Below are 18,524 nucleotides of genomic sequence, written 5' to 3' on the forward strand. Positions count from 1 at the left end.
GCAGGCCAGTTCAGCGGCCCGTGCTGGCTGCTGGGGCGCAGAGTGAAGCATGCTTTTGCGGTAGTACGTGTTTTCCGGCGTCGTGGTCGCGAAGGTAGAAGCCTACTGAATTTGCTCGAGCGAGTCGGGCTGCGAAGTTCGGTCCGTCGTTGACCAGTGCGTAGCCGCCTGCCAGTCCGCTTTGGTTGCATAGCGTTCGCCGCCGGTGGACCCGCCGGTGCCGCACGCGGCTGGTATCTCGGCTGACACGGGGTGCGAGGACCACAGCGGTGCGCGGCACCACATCCGTCGGGAAGCGGCCGCCGGAGTCGCCGTACACGGCCTGGCTCCGTGACCACCGCCGCACGATCCTGCGTGCAGCGAAATACGCATCTTGATCGATTTCGACGACAGCAATCGCCTTCTTGAGTCCGTACACACCCCAGAACCGCCCTGGGCCGCAGCCGGGTTGCCGCCACAGTTCGGGAACGATGTGCTGGTATTCCTTGTCTCCATTGAGGTTCGGCGACGAGTGCTTGGTGAAGTAGATGGCCAACCGTTTCGGGTCGCAGGCTCTCAGTCCGTTGCGGACATCAATGGCAGTACCGGCGAGCCGATGGCGGGCCTTATGCTCTGGGTCGGGGTGGTCAACGACTTGCGCCCAGGTGTCGGACAGCCACTGAGCGAAGCCGCGACCCGAGCGGCCAGGCGACATGGGCGGCGCCATCCACAGGTGGATGTGCGGTGCACCGCGCCGCTGAAATTCCAGCTTCCAGATGTAGCGCGCGAGTTCGCCGAACTCGCGTTGAAAGCGCTTGCGCCACAGCACCATGTGTCGCTTGACGCTGGCTCCGTTCGGAGCGACGGTCTCCCAGTCTCCGGGGTAGGTCAGAGTAACCATGGCTGGTGCCCGGCCGGATTCCACCAACGGCGTGTAGTCGAGTTCAGCGAAGGTACGACACATCGCGGCACGCGATTTACGGGACCATTCGGTGATCGAACGGCCAGGTGGGTCAGCGTCGTCCCGGTCAGACTTGATGCGATCTTCTGCGACCGCCACGTCGAACCGGCGCCGACCGACCTCGCGCTCGGATGATTTTTCGGCGCGGACAGGTCTAGTCCATCCAAGTCGCACCACGCCGGGGCCAACCGTGATTTGGAACCGCCCGGACTCCGGTTCTACGCGGAGTCGGTCTCTGCCGTGCGCCCACGGTGCTGCTGGCTCGAATAGCGCTGCGGCCGAGTCGACCATCTCGGGGCTCGGGAACCGCAGCCTCAGAGCAGCGGCGGCCGACCAGTCGGTGTCGTCACCGGACTCGACGTCGTCGCGGACACTTTTGGGATATATAACAAGCCCGCGAGTCCCAGCCGGATCACAACCTACGCCGCTCCCGCCTCCCGGCCGACTGTCGCACCCTGCGGCCTGGCGGCCTCGGGCGCTCGCGTCCTCCCGGCGTCCACGGCTCCGGCCGTGTTCCGGCTGGCCGTTCGGGTGGTGGCCGGCCAAGCGGTGGACCGCGCCGCCTCCGTCGTCGTTGTGCCCGCCGGTTGACCCGGTGATTCTGGGCATCCGGTACCTGCTCCCCGGGAACCCTTAGCGCGCATCACGGAGTGACGGGCTGTCGGGGAATCCCTGGTCAGGAGTGCAAGCACCGTGTCCGGTTTATGTCCGTTCGCCGGGCAGACTGAATACGTCAGCGCAGCTCAATGCGGCGCATACGACGCACAGAAACAAATAAACCGCAGGTCAGTGGCTATCTCGTCCGCCTGAAAAGCGGAAGGTTGCCGGTTCGATCCCGGCCCTGGCCACTTCAGAGGCTGCTCGTTACGGGGCGGCTTTCGTGGCGGCGAGGTCCATGAGGCCCGACCTCGGCCCCGGCACCCACTCTCAGGAACTTCGCAGGCTTCTGGGGCATCCGTCATGGGGCCGTCGGACGTTACGCTATGCCCGTCATTGAGGGGATTTGCGGCACCGAGGCGATTTGACCATTCCGGCGCGCCGTTGCGCGGGCCCGATTGGTGTATATCCGGAACATACGAAGAATTAACCAGAAGTGCAGCATTCGTTCGCACCTGGATGGGCCGCGGCATCAGACAATTGGGCGATCAGCCCGCACGTTGGAACGCGCGGGGTTAGCCGGATCAATCTCGTTCTGACAGGCGGTGAGACGCTAGGTGGCAAGTGCGCATTGCCTTTTGGCGATTCGGCGCAGGTACCGGCAACCGGCACGACACCTCGCTGGAAGGTGTGCGGTCCGCTGATCACCCGGTTGAACCCCTCTTGTGGCGGCAGCACTATTGCCGCTGCTGTCAATTCTCTATGCTGAAAGTGCATGCCCTGAAGGAACCCGCCCCGCAGACGACCTCTGCACCGGGATAGGCCGAAGAAAGGGACCATATGAAACACATCAGAGTTGGTCGTTTGCGAATCATGCTGGCGACGTTTCTCCTCCCGGTCCTCCTCTCGGCGCTCCCCTCATTTGCTGTTGGCCTCGCGCATGCCGATAACAGCGCCTACCTCAACGAGGTGCAGTCGACGGTCAGGGTTCGGATGAACGAGAACCAAGCGATGCGACTTGGTTCGGCGGTGTGTCAATCGCTGCGCAAGGGTCCGGACGGACAGATAACCGACCAGTCGCGGGCCGAGGCCGCCCAGGCTGTCGCCAGGACATCCCGCAGTGTGGGCGTGAACCGCAACGACGGTCTGGATCGCGGCAACGCGATGCGGCTGACTGTCGCCGCCGAACATCACCTCTGCTGATTCACGTCGGCCCGACGTCGCCTCCACCTCGGGGCGGCGTCGGGAAGGCTCCGGCTAGGTCAACAGGCTCCAGCGCCGTCACGCTGTCGTCGGGCGTTACGCAGGATCGAACCCGCCGTCAGGCAGGCGGGCTTGTCGCGATCCGCGGCCTCGATGGGCAGATTCGCCGCACAGCGCATCACCATCATGGCGAGAGCGCTGTGGGTCGCATAGGAGATGACGAGCAGATTGGCGCGGGCCTGCTGGCCGCCGAGAGTCATCACATGCTGGGGTTTGCTTTCCCAACCCGGCCAGTTGAGGTCAGGTGGTCGTTGCAGCGGCGACCAGTTGACGTTGATGGTGGTGATGTCGCCCAGCAAGGGTGTCAGGACGGAGATCAGGTCCGGCAATTCATTGGTGATGCGATCTGCGCGCGGCCACCAAGCGCCGTCGATTCCCCCGCCGAGCTCTCGGGCCACCGTGACGCGGACGGGGCGGGCGTGCCGAGTGCTTCCTACCGGCGCGATCATCGCTGCGGCGCCGACCGGTGCCGCTGGCATCCCGCAGTCGACCGACCTATAGCTAAGTTAGGCAACATATCTCACAATCCACGCCGGTTCCGTCACGTTCGGATTCGTCTGGCTGCGGGTTGCGGCTAGGCGGAGGGATCACCACGGCCCGTGGGGCCGCCCGGGGACTGGGTGGGCCGTCACTGGCGATGAAATGGCTCACCTTTGACCGTACGCGGCCGGAGGCGATTCGGGTCCACTTCGACAGAAGCCGGATGGGCGCGGCGGAATGCGGGGTGCCGCCGGGTCGGCCCCCTAGACTGAGCCGCTGTGCACCAACACGTGGCTCGGCGCGCTTGCGCGATCGGCGCCGTCCTGGTGATCGGCGCTGCCGGGCTGCCGACCGCCGCCGCGACCGAGGACAAGATCCTGCTCGGTGGCGGTGCCGCCATCGTGCTGCATGACGACGCGCTCTGCACGCTGACCACCATCGGTCGTGACGGTGCCGGCAGCCTGGTGGGCTTTACCGCGGCGCACTGTGGCGGACCAGGGTCGATCGTGTTGGTCGAGGGCGCCGAAGACCATGGCGGCGTGGGTACCGTGGTGGCTGCCGACGAAGGCCTGGACTATGCGGTGATCGAGTTTGATCCGGTCAAGGTGGCATCCATCGCCGACTACGAAGGGTTCGGCATCTACGGCATCGGTTCTGCTGAGCCGGCCGAACCCGCCGCTGCCGGCCCCGACGGTCCTGAGCAACCCGCGGACGCCGAGCACGGCGCCGTACGCCATGCCTGCAAGCTTGGGCGCGGCACGGGTCTGATGTGCTTCGACATCGGACCCGCCGGCGTTGATCCTGCGGGCGAGCCATGGTGGGAACCCGGCGACGACGGGGCGCCGGTCACTGTCGATGACCTCCTGGTCGGAATGGTCCACGACGGCTCCGTCCCGAGCGGCCCGCTGACCCAGCCGGGACCCGGAATCGTGCTGTTCCAGGCCATTCTCGATGACGTCGACGCCAAGGGCGGCCCGGGCGCCGGCTTCGGTCGCCGCAGCTAGCGATCAGCTGGGTCGATCGCGCCGGAGAATGAAGAAGTAGGGCCGCGGCATACCGGGGTACTCCATTGCGCCCAAGACGGTGTCGTTGTCGACCAGCCGAAAGTAGTCGACGATCGGCTTGTCGTGGTACCGCAATGCCGTCGTGGTGACACCGCGGTGATCGATCTGGGCTAGGTCGGCTCCATGGCTCTTCGCGAAGACGAGGCGCCGTAGCACCGACATCAGCCGCGGCGCCGCCTTGACGAAGAAGCGCGGCAACGGCAGCGGCGAGGTGATGGTCCGCATCGGTACCAGCGCCGGATTGAGCGGGAATGTCTCGCCGGAGGCGTCCGCGACAACCAGGGGGTGTACCGCGCCGGGTGCGTCAAAACGCTTGCCGTACCAAGAAACATTGGGTAGTACACCGTCGAGGGGATGTGCGGTGTGCACCTCACGGCCTGCCCAGAGGCCCCGCAACGTGTTAGGCGGGCAAACCGGCAGCTCGTCGAACAACGCCGTCGCTGCTGCGGCCGACATGGACAGCGGCCCGGTGGTGTTGTCCAGATCCAGCGCGGTCATGAGTTCGCCGCCGAAATCGCAGCGGTCGGGTGTGAAGCGGCGTCGACTTTACGACGGGCCTCGAGCAGCACGACGCGGTCGGATTCGCCCAGATACCAACGCAGTACGGACCTGGCAAGCGCGGGTATCTGTAGGAGCGCAAACAGCGGGAGTGTCGCTGTTCGCAGGACGGCGAGTCCGGGATCGGTGAGCGACGGCAGCCGGTGAAGTCGCCGTGACGGCTTCGGCAGGGCCGCGTAGGCCACCAGGGTAGAGATCACCAGCAGGACATCGTTGACTGTTGCTGGGACGTCTGACCAGGATTCGGGAAACAGCAGCGCCGCCGCGGTGCGTAGCCGTGCAGACTCCCAGTCGGGGCGGAAGGCGAACTTCGCTGAGATGGAGCGGTAGTAGTGGTCGACGGCGGCCGCACTCATCGGTACGTCGTCGGCCGGTACGCCCATGAGGACGGCGAGCCGCGACATCTCGGCGAAGTACTGGTCGCGCTCGGACTGGTGCAATCGGCGGGGGATCGGGCGACCGTCGAACGCAAAGTTCTCGTAGGCGATCAGCGCCGCGTGTGAGATGGTCACCGCCGCGAAAAGCATCGACTCGGGCGATGTCGCGGAGTAGGGAGTATGGCCGTCGGAGCCCACCCCGGTCATCGGGCGATGGTAGTTGAAAAGCCTTGTCGCGCACTGCAAGGCCGCCTCGCTGTCGCCGAAGACGATGGGTAGTGGTACCGACAGGGTCCGACGCAGCCGATCGTGGAAGTGGCCGTCCTTGCGTCGCCCCGCCCCGCGGGCGCCCCGCTGACGTTTCTTGTTGGTGGGAAACAGCGGGTCGTGGTCGAACAGCACCGCTTGGAAGTCCAGATGGGGGATCTCAAGCAGATTGGTGACCTGGGCGATCATCAGGGCGGTCGCCGGGGCGGTCAGTACCCGCCAGGTCACTGAGTGCGGGCCGAAGGAGGCTCGGGTGCTGGAGTTCGGGGGAATGCGGGACTCCATCGCACTGTCGGTCATGGGAACCAAGTGTTTCCCGTGCGGTGAGGTTTGTCAACCTCGTTCTGTCACAGCTGGATCGACAGAATCGCCAACGCCGCCTCGGTGCAGTAGCTGACCAGTTCCTCGCGGCTCCACGGTGTAGAGCCGGAGGTCCATTCGCCGAGCACGGCAGTCAGCGCGCCCGACAGCAGCGTCGCCTCCAGGTGCGCCTGGGTGGGCGGAATGGGCTGGTGATCGGGGCTTGTCACGGCGCGCCGGATGATCTTGAGGAAGGTGGGCAGCGCGTCCATCGCTCGCGTGCGCAGGACGTCGTTGTGCAGGGCCTCCTGAAAAATGATGCGGCCCGCCGGGGGATGCTGGTCCAGGAACAACGTTGCGGCGTCGAACACGGCGTGGAATCGAGTGCGTAACTGGCGCGCGTCAGGGATCAAGGGTTCAGCAGGTACGGCCGCGGTGACGGCGCGCAGCAGTTCTTCGACCGCGCGTTCGTAGGTCGCTATGAGCAGAGCGTCGGTGTCGGGGAAGCTCTCATAGAACTTGCGGGGACTCACGTTCGCGGCGCGACAGATCGATCGGATCACGAGGGCGTCGGCACCGTCCGTGCCGACTATCTGCGTACCAGCGTCGATCAGCCGCTCGCGTCGCAGTGCCGCTCGGTCCTCGGGCGACGTCCCGCGCCACAACACTCCGCCATCGGTAGGCACGCTCGCACGCTACCCTCATGCTCACCGCAGCGTTCCACGCTGCGGTGAAGGTCGCGGCTTTTCCCTCGCGAGGGACTGCTCCGGCCGACCTTGACGGATCGGCCGGAGCAGTGCAGGCCCTGTACCGGAGTCAGCTGAATGGGTTCAGCAACGATGTGGCGCGTCGCGCCACCCCCGGAACCTTGGTCGCGGCGAAGATCGCCTTGAAGGCAAAGCTGTCGTCGCGCGGAAGGATGGCGGCGCGCTGCAGGGCGTCGAGCGCGTCGACGTGCCGGTGGCGCAAAGAGATTCAGCGACCCCGGACGTCGGCGGGTCAGCCACATCCGGATCCGGAACGCCATCGCCATCAGCGATCCGGCGACGAGGCAGCACAGCATCGGCCTGTGCACCTCCCTCCCCGGTGTGGAAAAGGTTGGGCGACCTTAGGGCCTCAGCGTCAATGGTTGGGCGGCTGCCCAGTGATCACGCTGCAGTGGGCTCGGTGCTGCCGGGCACCCCAGGAGCCGGGGCGGGAGTGGGGTCTGCTTCGGCGGCAGGGGCCCAGACCGAGGGGTCTTCGGCCGGGAAGGTGCTGCACTGCTCGGCGATCTCCGGTGCGGCCGATTCCTGCGTACGGAACAGCGCCGCGTAGTACGGGAAGACGATGCCGAGCTGATCCACCTCGGCCTGCCGGCCGGCGGGGTCTTTGGCCAGCAGATTTTTCATCCGCAGGACGATCTGATCCTGCAGCACCTTGGGCTCTTGGTTGTACTTGGTCACGATCGCGTCGTAGGCCGGCTGGTCGACGACCTTGGTCGCGGCCATCAATTGGTCCAAGGAGCACTGTGTGGTCAGAATCGGCTCCGGTACGGCGTTCGGGTCGTCTGCGGCGGCAACTCCCATGCCGGCGGCCGCCAGGGCCGCGCCAACTGCTGCAAGGCCCGCGGTGCGCGCGAACCGACTCACTGTGGATGTCATGCGGCGCGACGTTACCAGTTTGGGCTTTGCGGGACTCCCGCTTCGCCCTTAACAAGTGCGGGTCAGGGTCGCAGCGTCTCCGGGCAGAGTTCGGCCTGCGCCGCCTGAATCTGTACGTCGGCGGCTTCGGGGCTGTAGTGGAAGGTGTTGGTCAACTGGCGGACCAGGTCGCCGGGGGAGATTCCTGAGCGGTAGGTGCCGGTGTGGCCGTACATCCGCAGCTGGGCGCAGATGTAGTGCCCCGAGGTCACTTTGACGTGATCGGCCACCGGGATCGGGACCGGGGCGGCATTGACGCGGGCCAGATAGCCGGCGTCATCGGCGTGGGCCACCGGCGCGGCGATCAGTGCCACGGCGGCGAGCATGGGTGCGGCGATCCGGACGGCGACGTGCATGGTCTCCATCGTGCCACCGCCACCCGGACGTGGGGAGAATCTCAGGGCGGCGCGAAATCCCCGCGTAGCGCTGCGCGCCTGGCTAGGGTTCCAGCCATGGCAGTCAAGGATTCCCGCGAGGTCGTTATCGAAGCGAGCGCGGAGGAGATCTTCGACGTCCTCGCCGACGTCGAATCTGTTCCGTCGTGGTCGCCTCAGTACCAGAGCGCCGAGGTGCTCGACACCCACGACGACGGTCGGCCGCGGCGGGTACGGATGAAGATCAAGGCCGCGGGGCTGACCGATGAGCAGGTCGTCGAGTACAGCTGGACCGACAACAGTGTCGGCTGGACCCTGGTGTCGGCCGGCCAGCTCAAGGCGCAGGACGCCAAGTACACGCTGACGCCGCAGGGCGATAAGACCAAGGTGCGGTTCGACATGGACGTCGACCCGTCGATCCCGATCCCGGGCTTCCTGCTCAAGAGCACCCTCAAGGGCGGCATGAAGACCGCCACCGACGGCCTGCGCGACCAGGTGCTCAAGATCAAGAAGGGCCGCTGACTTTCTCCCTGCGATGAACTTCTGCCGCCGGCAGGACACGGCGTTAGGCTCGACCTAGTGGCTGTTCGAGCATCGCGGGAAGTTGTGATTGGCGCGCCGCCGGAGAAAATCCTCGACGCGCTCGCTGATGTGTCCGAATTGGCGTCGTGGTCCCCGGTGCACAAGAGCATCGAGATCCTCGACGAATATGAGGACGGGCGTCCCCATCACGTGCTGGCCACCATCAAGATTCTGGGATTGGTGGACAAGGAAGTCCTGGAATACCACTGGGGCCCGGACTGGATGGTCTGGGACGCCAAGGCCACCGCGCAGCAGCGTGCCCAGCACGTGGAGTACACCCTGACCCGTGAGGGGCCCGACAGCACCCGGGTGCGCTTCGACATCACCGTGGAACCGTCCGGGCCGATCCCGGAGTTCATCGTCCGGCGCGCCAGCAAGCTGGTGCTCAATATCGCCACCGAGCGGCTGCGTCAGCGCATCATGGGCGACGACACCGCTAGCGGGCGCTAGCTGGCCCGTCGCGCAGCGTCTCCAACCGCCGGATCGCCTCATCAATGGTGTCCTCGCGTTTGACGAAGGTGAACCGGACCAGGTGATTCCAGACATCGGGGGCGGTCGCCTCCGCGCCCGGTACGCAGAACGCCGACAGGGGGATGGCCGCGACGCCGGCCCGATGCGGCAGCTCAGCGCAGAACGCCGTGCTGTCGTCGTAGCCCAGCGGGCGTGGATCGGCACACAGGAAATACGTGCCGAAACTGTCGTGCACCTCGAATCCGACGCCTTTGAGTCCGGCGGTCAGCCGGTCCCGGCGAGCCTGCAGGGTTGCCCGCAGGCCTGCCACCCAGTCGTCCTCGGTGTTGAGTGCCAGCGCCACCGCCGGCTGCAAGGGCGCGCCACCGACGTAGGTCAGATACTGCTTGGCGGCCCGTACCCCGGCCAACAGCTCCGCGGGACCGCACGCCCACCCGACCTTCCAGCCGGTGCAGTTGAACATCTTCGCCGCGCTCGAGATGGTGACGGTCCGCCGTGCCATCCCCTCGAAGCCGGCCAAGGGCCGATGGGTGCGCCCGGAGAACACCAGGTGCTCGTAGACCTCGTCGGAGATCACCAGCAGGTCGGCCTCCACTGCGATCCGGGCGATCTCGGCCAATTCCGCCTCGGTGAACACCGTGCCGGTCGGATTGTGCGGCGAGTTGACGATCAGGGCCCGGGTCGCCGGGGTGATGGCCCGCCGCAGGCTGTCGGCGTCCAAGGCGAAACCACGGCCGTCGGGCACCAGCGACACGCTGATCCGTCGCGCCCCCGCCATGGCGACCACAGGGGAGTAGGAGTCGTAGAACGGCTCGAGCAGCACCACATCGGAGCCCGGTTCCACCAGGCCGAGCACCGCGGCGGCGATGGCTTCGGTGGCACCCACCGTCACCAGGACTTCGGTGTCGGGGTCGTAGTCGATCCCGTACATGCGGGAGCGCTGTGCGGCGATGGCCTCCCGCAGGGCGGGGATACCGGGCCCGGGCGGGTATTGGTTCAGGCCGTCGGCGATCGCGGCCTGGGCGGCCTCGAGCATGGCCGCGGGTCCGTCTTCGTCAGGGAAGCCCTGCCCCAGGTTGACCGCGCCGATCCGTGCGGCCAGCGCCGACATCTCGGCGAAGATCGTGGTGGCAAAGGGCTCCAGCCGGGTGACCATCCGCGCCGTCATGGGATCCGAGCCTAAAGGGCGTCGTCGCAGGGCCGAGCGTGAAGCCAACTTCACGCTCAGGCCACCGGCGTGAAGCCAACTTCACGCTCGGCGAGAAAGCGGTCCCCAGACGGACCAACCATCCGGTTGATAGGCCAGGCTGTTAGGGTGGGAATCCGGGGACTACGCTCCGACCTGGGGTCACCCCCCCTCGCGGGGGAACGCAGTCGATCCGCATCGAACACCCAATACTGAAGAGGAATCGCCCATGTCCGAAGAAGCCTTCATCTACGAGGCCATTCGCACCCCGCGCGGCAAGCAGCGCGGCGGCGCGCTGACCGAGGTCAAGCCGCTCAGCCTGGTTGTCGGCCTGATCGATGAACTGCGCACTCGCCACCCCGACCTGGACGAGAGCCTGATCAGCGACGTGATCCTGGGCTGCGTCTCGCCCGTGGGTGACCAGGGCGGCGACATCGCCCGCACCGCGGTGCTGGCCGCCGGACTGCCCGACACCACCGGCGGCGTTCAGCTCAACCGGTTCTGCGCCTCGGGTCTCGAGGCCGTCAACACCGCAGCCCAGAAGGTGCGCTCCGGCTGGGACGACCTGGTGCTGGCCGGTGGCGTGGAGTCGATGAGCCGGATCCCGATGGGCTCCGACGGTGGCGCGATGTTCTCCGACGTGCCCTTCACCTACGACAACTACATCGCCCCGCAGGGCATCGGCGCCGACCTGATCGCCACCATCGAAGGTTTCTCGCGTGAGGACGTCGACAACTACGCGCTGCGTAGCCAGCAGCGGGCGGCCGCGGCCTGGTCGGGCGGCTACTTCGCCAAGTCCGTCATCCCCGTGCGTGACCAGAACGGTCTGGTGGTTCTGGACCACGACGAGCACATGCGTCCCGAGACCACCCTGGAAGGTCTGGGCAAGCTGCGGACCGCATTCGACGGTATCGGTGCAATGGGTGGCTTCGACGACGTGGCGCTGCAGAAGTACCACTGGGTCGAGGGCATCAACCACGTCCACACCGGCGGAAACAGCTCGGGCATCGTCGACGGTGCCGCGCTGCTGCTGATCGGCTCGGAGAAGGCGGGCACCTCGCAGGGGCTGACCCCGCGGGCCCGCATCGTGGCCACCGCCACCAGCGGTGCCGATGCGACCATCATGCTCACCGGCCCCACCCCGGCGACCGTCAAGGCGCTGGACCGGGCCGGCCTGACCGTCGATGACATCGACCTGTTCGAGCTCAACGAGGCGTTCGCCTCGGTGGTGCTGAAGTTCCAGAAGGACCTGGGCATCCCCGACGACAAGCTCAACGTCAACGGCGGCGCCATCGCAATGGGCCACCCGCTGGGCGCCACCGGCGCGATGATCACCGGCACCATGGTCGACGAACTGGAGCGCCGGGGTGCCCGCCGCGCTCTGATCACACTCTGCATCGGCGGCGGCATGGGCGTCGCCACCATCATTGAGCGCGTCTGAGAGGTTTGAAACAAAATGGCAGAGAACACCATTCAGTGGGACAAGGACGCGGACGGCATCGTCACGCTGACCCTGGACGACCCGACCGGTTCGGCCAACGTCATGAACGACCACTACCGCGAGTCGATGCACAACGCGGTGCAGCGCCTGATCGCTGAGAAGGATTCGGTCACCGGCGTGGTGATCACCAGCGCGAAGAAGACCTTCTTCGCCGGTGGCGACCTCAAGGCGATGATCCACGTCGGCCCCGCGGACGCACAGGCCGTCTTCGAGCAGTGCGAAGGCATCAAGGCCGACCTGCGGGCCCTGGAGACCCTGGGCAAGCCGGTCGTGGCCGCCATCAACGGCGCCGCGCTCGGCGGCGGCTTGGAGATCGCGCTGGCGTGTCACAGGCGGATCGCCGCCGACGTCAAGGGCAGCCAGCTCGGCCTGCCCGAGGTCACCCTGGGCCTGCTGCCCGGTGGCGGCGGTGTCGCCCGGACCGTGCGCATGCTCGGGATCCAGAACGCCTTCATGAACGTGCTGGTTCAGGGCACTCGCTTCAACCCGGCCAAGGCCAAGGCCGCCGGTCTGATCGACGAGGTGCTGCCGACCGTCGAGGAGCTGGTGCCCGCCGCCAAGGCGTGGATCAAGGCCAACCCCGACGCCGGTGTGCAGCCGTGGGATGCCAAGGGCTACAAGATGCCCGGCGGCACCCCCGCCAGCCCGGCCCTGGCGGCCATTCTGCCGTCGTTCCCGGCCCTGCTGCGCAAGCAGGTCAAGGGGGCCAACATGCCCGCCCCGCGTGCCATCCTGGCCGCCGCGGTCGAGGGCGCGCAGGTCGACTTCGACACCGCCACCCGGATCGAGACCCGCTACTTCGTCTCGCTGGTCACCGGCAACGTCGCCAAGAACATGATCCAGGCGTTCTTCTTCGACCTGCAGCACATCAACGGCGGCGGCAGCCGGCCCGAGGGCATCGCGCAGACCCCGATCAAAAAGATCGGTGTGCTCGGTGCCGGGATGATGGGCGCCGGCATCGCCTATGTGTCGGCCAAGGCCGGCTACGACGTGGTGCTCAAGGACGTCTCGCTGGAGGCGGCTCAGCGCGGCAAGGGCTACTCGGAGAAGCTGGAAGCCAAGGCGCTCGAGCGGGGTCGTACCACCGCCGAGAAGTCGAAGGCCCTGCTGGACAAGATCACCCCGGCCGCGGACCCGCAGGACCTGGCCGGCGTCGACTTCGTGATCGAGGCCGTCTTCGAAAGCCAGGACCTCAAGCACAAGGTCTTCCAGGAGATCGAGGACATCGTCGAGCCCAATGCACTGCTGGGATCGAACACCTCCACCCTGCCGATCACCGGTCTGGCGACCGGCGTGAAGCGCCAGGAGGACTTCATCGGGATCCACTTCTTCTCGCCGGTCGACAAGATGCCGCTGGTGGAGATCATCAAGGGTGAAAAGACCTCCGACGAGGCCCTGGCCCGGGTGTTCGACTACGTGCTGGCCATCAAGAAGACGCCGATCGTGGTCAACGACAGCCGCGGCTTCTACACCTCGCGGGTGATCGGCACCTTCGTCAACGAGGCGCTGATGCTGCTCGGTGAGGGTGTCGAACCGGCCAGCATCGAGCAGGCCGGCCTGCAGGCCGGCTACCCGGCCGCCCCGCTGCAGCTCTGCGACGAGCTCAACCTGGAGCTGATGCAGAAGATCGCCATCGCCACCCGCGCGGGTGTCGAGGAGGCCGGCGGCACCCTGCCGATCTCGCGCAACGAAGAGGTCGTCGACAAGATGATCGAAATCGGTCGTCCGTCGCGCCTCAAGGGTGCGGGCTTCTACGAGTACGTCGACGGCAAGCGCACCGGCCTGTGGTCGGGCCTGCGGGAGACCTTCAACTCGGGCAGCTCCACCCCGCCGTTGCAGGACATGATCGACCGGATGCTCTTCGCCGAGGTGCTCGAGACCCAGAAGTGCTTCGACGAGGGCGTGCTGACCTCGACGGCCGACGCCAACATCGGTGCGATCATGGGCATCGGTTTCCCGGCCTGGACCGGCGGCACCGCGCAGTTCATCACCGGCTACCCCGGTGGCAAGGCTGCGTTCGTGGCACGGGCCAAGGACCTGGCCGCCAAGTATGGCGAGCGGTTCACCCCGCCGGCCTCGCTGCTGTAGACAGATCTGCGACGTGGAATCCCCCGAAACCCCGCGGTTTCGGGGGATTCTGCGTTTGCTCGACCGGCAGGTGAGCATCGGGGCGCTGATCGAGGCCGGGCTGTGGTCCGGGCTCGTCTACGTGATCGCCGGCGTGGTGTGGCTGTTTCTGAACCCCGACGGCGTCGAGCGTCTGCAAACACAGCTTGAGCGGCACTACGGCATACCGCCGGCCAGTGTCTATGAGGTGGCGGCGGTGGCCTCGGTGGCACTGTGGCCGGCGATGCTACTGCTGCCGGTCGACGACTGCGCACCCTGAGCCGAAGCGGTCAGATCGCGCCCAGGTCCGCCGACAGCCAGTGCTGGGGCCTCAGATAGATGACGACCTGTTCGCCCAGCTCGGCCTGTGCGAACTGCAAGAACCGCTCGGCCCGTTCCGGCGGCAGGTAGCGGTGGGCCAGCTCGGCATGAAGTTCCTCGCTGCCGGGGTCGATGCGGCTGACCGTGCCGTCCACGCTGACGTAGCGCAACGTCGGTTCGGTGCGCTCCACCATCAGCGAGAAGCAGCCGGCCGTCTCGATGAGCCTGGCCTTGCGTGACCCGGCCGCGGTCATCACCCAGGGTTCCCCACCGGGCGTGTACTGATACCAGATCGGCACGGTCAGGGGCCCGCGGCCGACGCCGGCGTCCACCGACAGCGCCGCGATGTGTGGCTCGGCCAGGAACTGCTCGCGCTCGTCCTGGGAAAGACTCATGTTTGGAGACTAACCACCAACGGCGTGGGTGGTGTCAGATCGCCGGACCCAGCAGGTCGTCGGCGTCGCGGATGATGTAGCCGTAGCCCTGCTCGGCCAGGAACCGCTGCCGGTGTGCGGCGTATTCGGCGTCCAGACTGTCGCGGGCGACCACCGAATAGAACACCGCGCCGCCGCCGTCGGCCTTGGGGCGCAACAGCCGGCCCAAACGCTGGGCCTCCTCCTGCCGGGAGCCGAAGGTGCCCGAGACCTGCACCGCCACCGAGGCCTCCGGCAGATCGATCGAGAAGTTGGCGACCTTGGACACCACCAGGGTGGAGATCTCGCCTCGCCGGAAGGCGTCGAACAGCTTCTCGCGCTCGGCGGTGCGGGTCGAACCTTGGATGACCGGGGCATCGAGCTGCTCGCCCAGCTCTTCCAGTTGATCGAGGTAGGCGCCGATCACCAGGGTCTGTTCGCCGGGATGCTGTTTGAGGATCGAGCGCACCACCGCGATCTTGGAATGCACCGTCGCACAGAGCTTGTAGCGCTCCTCGGGCTCGGCCACCGCGTAGGTCATCCGCTCGGTCTCGGTCATGGTGACCCGCACCTCGATGCACTCGGCCGGCGCGATCCAGCCCTGGGCCTCGATGTCCTTCCACGGCGCGTCGTAGCGCTTGGGTCCGATCAGCGAGAAGACATCACCTTCGCGGCCGTCCTCGCGGATCAATGTTGCGGTCAGCCCCAGCCGGCGGCGCGACTGCAGGTCGGCGGTCATCCGGAACACCGGCGCGGGCAGCAGGTGCACCTCGTCGTAGATGATCAGCCCCCAGTCACGGCTGTCGAACAGCTCCAGGTGCCGATATTCGCCCTTGGTGCGCCGGGTGATCACCTGATAGGTGGCGATGGTGACCGGCCGGATCTCCTTGCGCTCACCGGAGTACTCGCCGATCTCCTCTTCGGTCAGTGAGGTGCGGGCGATCAGCTCGCGTTTCCACTGCCGGCCGGCCACGGTGTTGGTGACCAGGATCAGTGTGGTGGCCTGCGCCTTGGCCATGGCGGCGGCGCCCACCAATGTCTTGCCGGCGCCGCAGGGCAACACCACCACCCCGGAGCCGCCCGCCCAGAACGAGTCGGCGGCCATCTCCTGGTAGTCGCGCAGCACCCAGCCGTCTTGGGCCAGCGCGATCGGATGGGCCTCGCCGTCGACGTAGCCGGCCAGATCCTCGGCCGGCCAGCCGACTTTGAGCAGCATCTGCTTGACCCGGCCGCGTTCGCTGGGATGCACCACGACGGTGTCGTCGTCGATGCGGGCGCCCAGCATCGGAGCGATCTTCTTGTTGCGCAGCACTTCCTCGAGCACCGCGCGATCCAGGCTGACCAGAGTCAGACCATGCACCGGGCTCTTCACCAGCTGCAGGCGCCCGTAGCGTGCCATGGTGTCGACGATGTCGACCAGCAGCGGCTGCGGCACCGCATACCGGGAGTGGCTGACCAGCGCATCGACCACCTGCTCGGCGTCGTGGCCGGCGGCTCGGGCGTTCCACAGCGCCAGCGGGGTGATGCGGTAGGTGTGCACATGCTCCGGGGCGCGCTCCAGCTCGGCGAACGGCGCGATCGCGGCGCGCGCCGAACCGGCCAGTTCGTGATCGACCTCGAGCAGCACGGTCTTGTCGGATTGGACGATCAGCGGCCCGTCAGTGCTCATGGCCCCATTATCGGCGAGAGGTCGGACACCGCGCCCGGCGCTAGGCTTCTTCAGCCGCCGAGGACACCGAGGTGATGCGGTGAATCGCGAAATCCTTCATCTGCCCCGACGTCGAATCGAAGGCCACCAGCCGCCCACCCAGCACCTGGGTGGGCGCCACCTCGCGCTGGGTGGCGACGCCGGCGGCGTCGACGTAGCCGATCAGCACGGTGGCCCGCTCCAGAGCGGCGCGCTTGAGCATGATCATCGCGGTCACCGGATCCAGCCGGATGTTGTCGAACGGTGCCGAGGTCACGGTGCGCAGCACCCGCACCAGCGCGGTCAGGCTGTCGTCGCCGGGGCCGGAGTGCGCCCGGTGTCCGCGACGTTCCGCGGGGGTGTGCACCCGCATGCCGCGGGGCCGGATGTCGACGATCATTCCGGTGGCATCCTCGGCGGCCGGAGCCAAGCCGGCATCCCGCAGCGCGGCCAGCACATCGGCAAGCGGAGCCTGCGCCACTGCCACCGTCGGAGCCAGCATCCGCAGTCCCAAGGCCTCGGCGGCCGGAACGGCCACTGCCTGGGCCAGCAGTGTGGGATCCTCGCAGCGCACGAACGAGGCCGCCATCCCGATCCGCAGCTGGCCATGCCGTCGCGCCACATCATCGATCAGATAACTGAGCCCCTGCGGGACCGGAGTCTTCGAGTGTTTCTCGAAGAACGCCCGCAGACCCGCCCCGGTCCGACCCACGTCCAGGGCGGAGCGGATGGTCTGCTCGGAGACTCGGTAGACCATTGCCGCACCGGCCGACTCCACGGTGGCGACGACGGCCAGCTCCTCGGCGAGTTCGCGTTTCAGCGGGCCGGGCACCACCACGGTCAGATCGGCCTGTACCAGGAAGTGATCGATCGGCTCAGGCAGCGCCCTGGCCATCGCGGTCACTGCGGCGGCATCGTCGGCGTCGGTGGCGGAGCCTCGCGCGCTGCCCGCCAACAGCAGTCGTGCCGGCGAGCTCAACGCACCCCGGCCCAGCACACCCAGGGCGTGCGCCTCGTCGAGCAGTTCGCCGACCGGGCCGGGCTGCAGTCGGCTGGCCCAACGCGGCCGACGCCAGACCAATTCCTGTGACGCGGACACGGCGTCGACCCCGGCTCCGTCGGGCAGTTCTGCGAGCATGCCGAGCAGCAGCCGACGGTCCAGCGGTGCGGCGGTGGAGAACAGCGGCGTGGACAACGCTGCTCGGGGTTTGCCGTCGGCGCCGCGGCTGCCGATCAGCCCCGGCCGTGCCGGCAGATCCAGCCAGGTGGCGGCCAACAGGTGCCAGCGTTGAGCGGTGGACTGCTCGGCGAACCGGTCGGCGAGCACCGTCGGCGCCCAGTACGGACCGTCGGTGTCGGGCCATTCCCGCTGGTCGACGATCGCCGGATCGGGAAAGTCGGCCGCGATCAGCCGGGCAGTGGCCGCCACCTCAAGCAGCAGACCCAGCCGAGTCTCATCGACACCGGTGGCCTTGGCGAGCCGTTTGACCTCGCGTACACCCAGTCCGCCGGTACGCAGCTCCGGCACCGGCGTCTCGCCCAGGCTGGCCACGATCAGGTCGAGTTCGCGCAGCACGTCGATGACCGCGCCGGCAGCAGCCGCGTCAACATCGGCCGCGGTGGTCTTCGACACCACCGGATCGGGTGCCTCCAACGCGATCGGTCCGGGCTGCTCGCCGCGCAAGATCTGTCCCACCAGTCGAGGCAGGATCACCGTCTCCTCGTCGACGCGACGCAACAGACCCGCCGCGAGCAGCCGGGGCACCGGGCGTTCCCGCGGTGCCTCGGGGGCGGCGTCGCGGGTGCGCCCGATCGGGGAACCGGCAAGCAACTTGTCCAGGAGGTCCCGTTGGGCGTTGTCCAGATCGGCGATGGCCGCACGCAGCGCGGTCAGCTCCGCCGCCCCCACCGGCTCCTCTCGGGTCACCTGTCCGGGCTGCCAGGGCAGGCCCGCGCCGGCTTCGGCGACCACGCGCAGCACCCCGCCGGGCTCATGCGGCGATCCCCAACACAGCGCCCGCTCGATCAGCCCGGCCAGCGCCTCGGTGACCGCGTCGGCGGGCGCGCGGTCCCCGAGCAGCTCCAGCAGGTCTGCCACGGGCACACCGCTGGAATCGGCGTGCAACTCCAGCAAGGCGTCCAGGACGGCCAGGTGCAGGAAGTCCAGCTCATCGGTGGCCGCCCGAACCGACTGGCGGGCCTGCGCGCGCGCGGCGAGCGCGGCGATACTGCCCGGCGGTGGTTGGGCGAGGTCGGGCCGCAGCTTCAGTAGCCGGATCAGATCCTCGTCGGGCAGCTCGGCCAGCCACGACCCCAGTGGGACTCCCCGGGCGCGTTCGGTCATCGCGACCAGCG

The 18,524-nt window shown here is 67.4% G+C and carries 18 protein-coding genes, 1 tRNA gene and 1 pseudogene; 8 read left to right on the top strand and 12 right to left on the bottom strand.

Annotated elements, in window-relative coordinates:
- Positions 1 to 10: 10 nt before the first annotated feature.
- Positions 11 to 1,549, bottom strand: a pseudogene (locus G6N09_RS11790) (rolling circle replication-associated protein).
- 174 nt (positions 1,550 to 1,723) lie between these two features.
- On the opposite strand from G6N09_RS11790, the gene G6N09_RS11795 reads away from it, so the two are divergent.
- Together G6N09_RS11795 and G6N09_RS11800 are read left to right on the top strand one after the other, a co-directional pair.
- Positions 1,724 to 1,788: transfer RNA gene (locus tag G6N09_RS11795), tRNA-Phe, on the top strand.
- 622 nt (positions 1,789 to 2,410) lie between these two features.
- A complete protein-coding gene (locus tag G6N09_RS11800; RefSeq protein WP_234807111.1) occupies positions 2,411 to 2,740 on the top strand; it encodes a DUF732 domain-containing protein in 330 nt (109 codons plus the stop codon).
- Positions 2,741 to 2,799: 59 nt separating this feature from the next.
- Here G6N09_RS11800 and G6N09_RS11805 read toward each other — a convergent pair whose 3' ends face one another.
- Positions 2,800 to 3,249: a DUF5994 family protein gene (locus G6N09_RS11805; RefSeq protein WP_083027778.1), complete on the bottom strand. Its 450-nt coding sequence runs from the start codon at positions 3,247 to 3,249 to the stop codon at positions 2,800 to 2,802.
- A 309-nt stretch (positions 3,250 to 3,558) separates the two neighbouring features.
- Here G6N09_RS11805 and G6N09_RS11810 point away from each other — a divergent pair, with 309 nt between their 5' ends.
- Positions 3,559 to 4,284 carry a chymotrypsin family serine protease gene (locus G6N09_RS11810; RefSeq protein ID WP_179959829.1) on the top strand — a complete coding sequence of 242 codons (726 nt, stop codon included), beginning with the start codon at positions 3,559 to 3,561 and terminating at the stop codon, positions 4,282 to 4,284.
- Positions 4,285 to 4,287: 3 nt separating this feature from the next.
- On the opposite strand, the gene G6N09_RS11815 is transcribed toward G6N09_RS11810, so the two are convergent.
- The 6 genes from G6N09_RS11815 to G6N09_RS11840 form a co-directional block, all read right to left on the bottom strand.
- A complete protein-coding gene (locus tag G6N09_RS11815; protein ID WP_083027750.1) occupies positions 4,288 to 4,842 on the bottom strand; it encodes a GXWXG domain-containing protein in 555 nt (184 codons plus the stop codon).
- Positions 4,839 to 5,846 (bottom strand): oxygenase MpaB family protein, encoded by a 1,008-nt coding sequence (locus G6N09_RS11820; RefSeq protein WP_083027749.1) that lies wholly within the window; start codon positions 5,844 to 5,846, stop codon positions 4,839 to 4,841. The genes G6N09_RS11815 and G6N09_RS11820 overlap by 4 nt, the downstream gene beginning before the upstream one ends.
- A 47-nt stretch (positions 5,847 to 5,893) precedes the next feature.
- Positions 5,894 to 6,532 (bottom strand): TetR/AcrR family transcriptional regulator, encoded by a 639-nt coding sequence (locus G6N09_RS11825; RefSeq protein WP_083027748.1) that lies wholly within the window; start codon positions 6,530 to 6,532, stop codon positions 5,894 to 5,896.
- 130 nt (positions 6,533 to 6,662) lie between these two features.
- Positions 6,663 to 6,815, bottom strand: coding sequence for a hypothetical protein (locus G6N09_RS11830; RefSeq protein ID WP_163752774.1), 153 nt, complete (start codon positions 6,813 to 6,815; stop codon positions 6,663 to 6,665).
- 179 nt (positions 6,816 to 6,994) lie between these two features.
- Positions 6,995 to 7,489, bottom strand: coding sequence for a DUF5078 domain-containing protein (locus G6N09_RS11835; protein ID WP_083027747.1), 495 nt, complete (start codon positions 7,487 to 7,489; stop codon positions 6,995 to 6,997).
- Positions 7,490 to 7,551: 62 nt separating this feature from the next.
- Positions 7,552 to 7,893: a DUF732 domain-containing protein gene (locus G6N09_RS11840; RefSeq protein WP_083027746.1), complete on the bottom strand. Its 342-nt coding sequence runs from the start codon at positions 7,891 to 7,893 to the stop codon at positions 7,552 to 7,554.
- 87 nt (positions 7,894 to 7,980) lie between these two features.
- Here G6N09_RS11840 and G6N09_RS11845 point away from each other — a divergent pair, with 87 nt between their 5' ends.
- Together G6N09_RS11845 and G6N09_RS11850 are read left to right on the top strand one after the other, a co-directional pair.
- A complete protein-coding gene (locus tag G6N09_RS11845) occupies positions 7,981 to 8,424 on the top strand; it encodes an SRPBCC family protein (protein ID WP_046190496.1) in 444 nt (147 codons plus the stop codon).
- 57 nt (positions 8,425 to 8,481) lie between these two features.
- The gene (locus G6N09_RS11850) at positions 8,482 to 8,934 is read left to right on the top strand and encodes an SRPBCC family protein (protein WP_083027745.1); all 453 of its coding nucleotides are present in this window, start codon (positions 8,482 to 8,484) and stop codon (positions 8,932 to 8,934) included.
- Here G6N09_RS11850 and G6N09_RS11855 read toward each other — a convergent pair.
- Positions 8,921 to 10,111, bottom strand: coding sequence for a pyridoxal phosphate-dependent aminotransferase (locus tag G6N09_RS11855; protein WP_083027777.1), 1,191 nt, complete (start codon positions 10,109 to 10,111; stop codon positions 8,921 to 8,923). The genes G6N09_RS11850 and G6N09_RS11855 overlap by 14 nt on opposite strands.
- A 259-nt stretch (positions 10,112 to 10,370) precedes the next feature.
- Here G6N09_RS11855 and G6N09_RS11860 point away from each other — a divergent pair, with 259 nt between their 5' ends.
- From G6N09_RS11860 to G6N09_RS11870, 3 genes are read left to right on the top strand one after another with little or no spacing between them, the layout of a single operon-like run.
- The gene (locus tag G6N09_RS11860) at positions 10,371 to 11,582 is read left to right on the top strand and encodes an acetyl-CoA C-acetyltransferase (RefSeq protein WP_083027744.1); all 1,212 of its coding nucleotides are present in this window, start codon (positions 10,371 to 10,373) and stop codon (positions 11,580 to 11,582) included.
- A gap of 15 nt (positions 11,583 to 11,597) precedes the next feature.
- Positions 11,598 to 13,730: a 3-hydroxyacyl-CoA dehydrogenase NAD-binding domain-containing protein gene (locus G6N09_RS11865; protein WP_083027743.1), complete on the top strand. Its 2,133-nt coding sequence runs from the start codon at positions 11,598 to 11,600 to the stop codon at positions 13,728 to 13,730.
- A 13-nt stretch (positions 13,731 to 13,743) separates the two neighbouring features.
- The gene (locus tag G6N09_RS11870; protein ID WP_083027742.1) at positions 13,744 to 14,028 is read left to right on the top strand and encodes a hypothetical protein; all 285 of its coding nucleotides are present in this window, start codon (positions 13,744 to 13,746) and stop codon (positions 14,026 to 14,028) included.
- A gap of 10 nt (positions 14,029 to 14,038) precedes the next feature.
- Here G6N09_RS11870 and G6N09_RS11875 read toward each other — a convergent pair whose 3' ends face one another.
- Genes G6N09_RS11875 through G6N09_RS11885 form a run of 3 tightly spaced genes read right to left on the bottom strand, consistent with a single transcriptional unit; the run spans position 14,039 to position 18,513 of the window.
- Positions 14,039 to 14,464, bottom strand: a complete 426-nt coding sequence (locus tag G6N09_RS11875) for a pyridoxamine 5'-phosphate oxidase family protein (protein WP_083027741.1) — start codon at positions 14,462 to 14,464, stop codon at positions 14,039 to 14,041.
- Positions 14,465 to 14,498: 34 nt separating this feature from the next.
- Positions 14,499 to 16,151, bottom strand: coding sequence for a DNA repair helicase XPB (locus tag G6N09_RS11880; protein ID WP_083027740.1), 1,653 nt, complete (start codon positions 16,149 to 16,151; stop codon positions 14,499 to 14,501).
- Between the two features lie 40 nt (positions 16,152 to 16,191).
- Positions 16,192 to 18,513 (bottom strand): helicase-associated domain-containing protein, encoded by a 2,322-nt coding sequence (locus tag G6N09_RS11885; protein WP_083027739.1) that lies wholly within the window; start codon positions 18,511 to 18,513, stop codon positions 16,192 to 16,194.
- Positions 18,514 to 18,524 lie beyond the last annotated feature (11 nt).

Source organism: Mycolicibacter minnesotensis, from assembly GCF_010731755.1.
Classification (GTDB): domain Bacteria; phylum Actinomycetota; class Actinomycetes; order Mycobacteriales; family Mycobacteriaceae; genus Mycobacterium; species Mycobacterium minnesotense.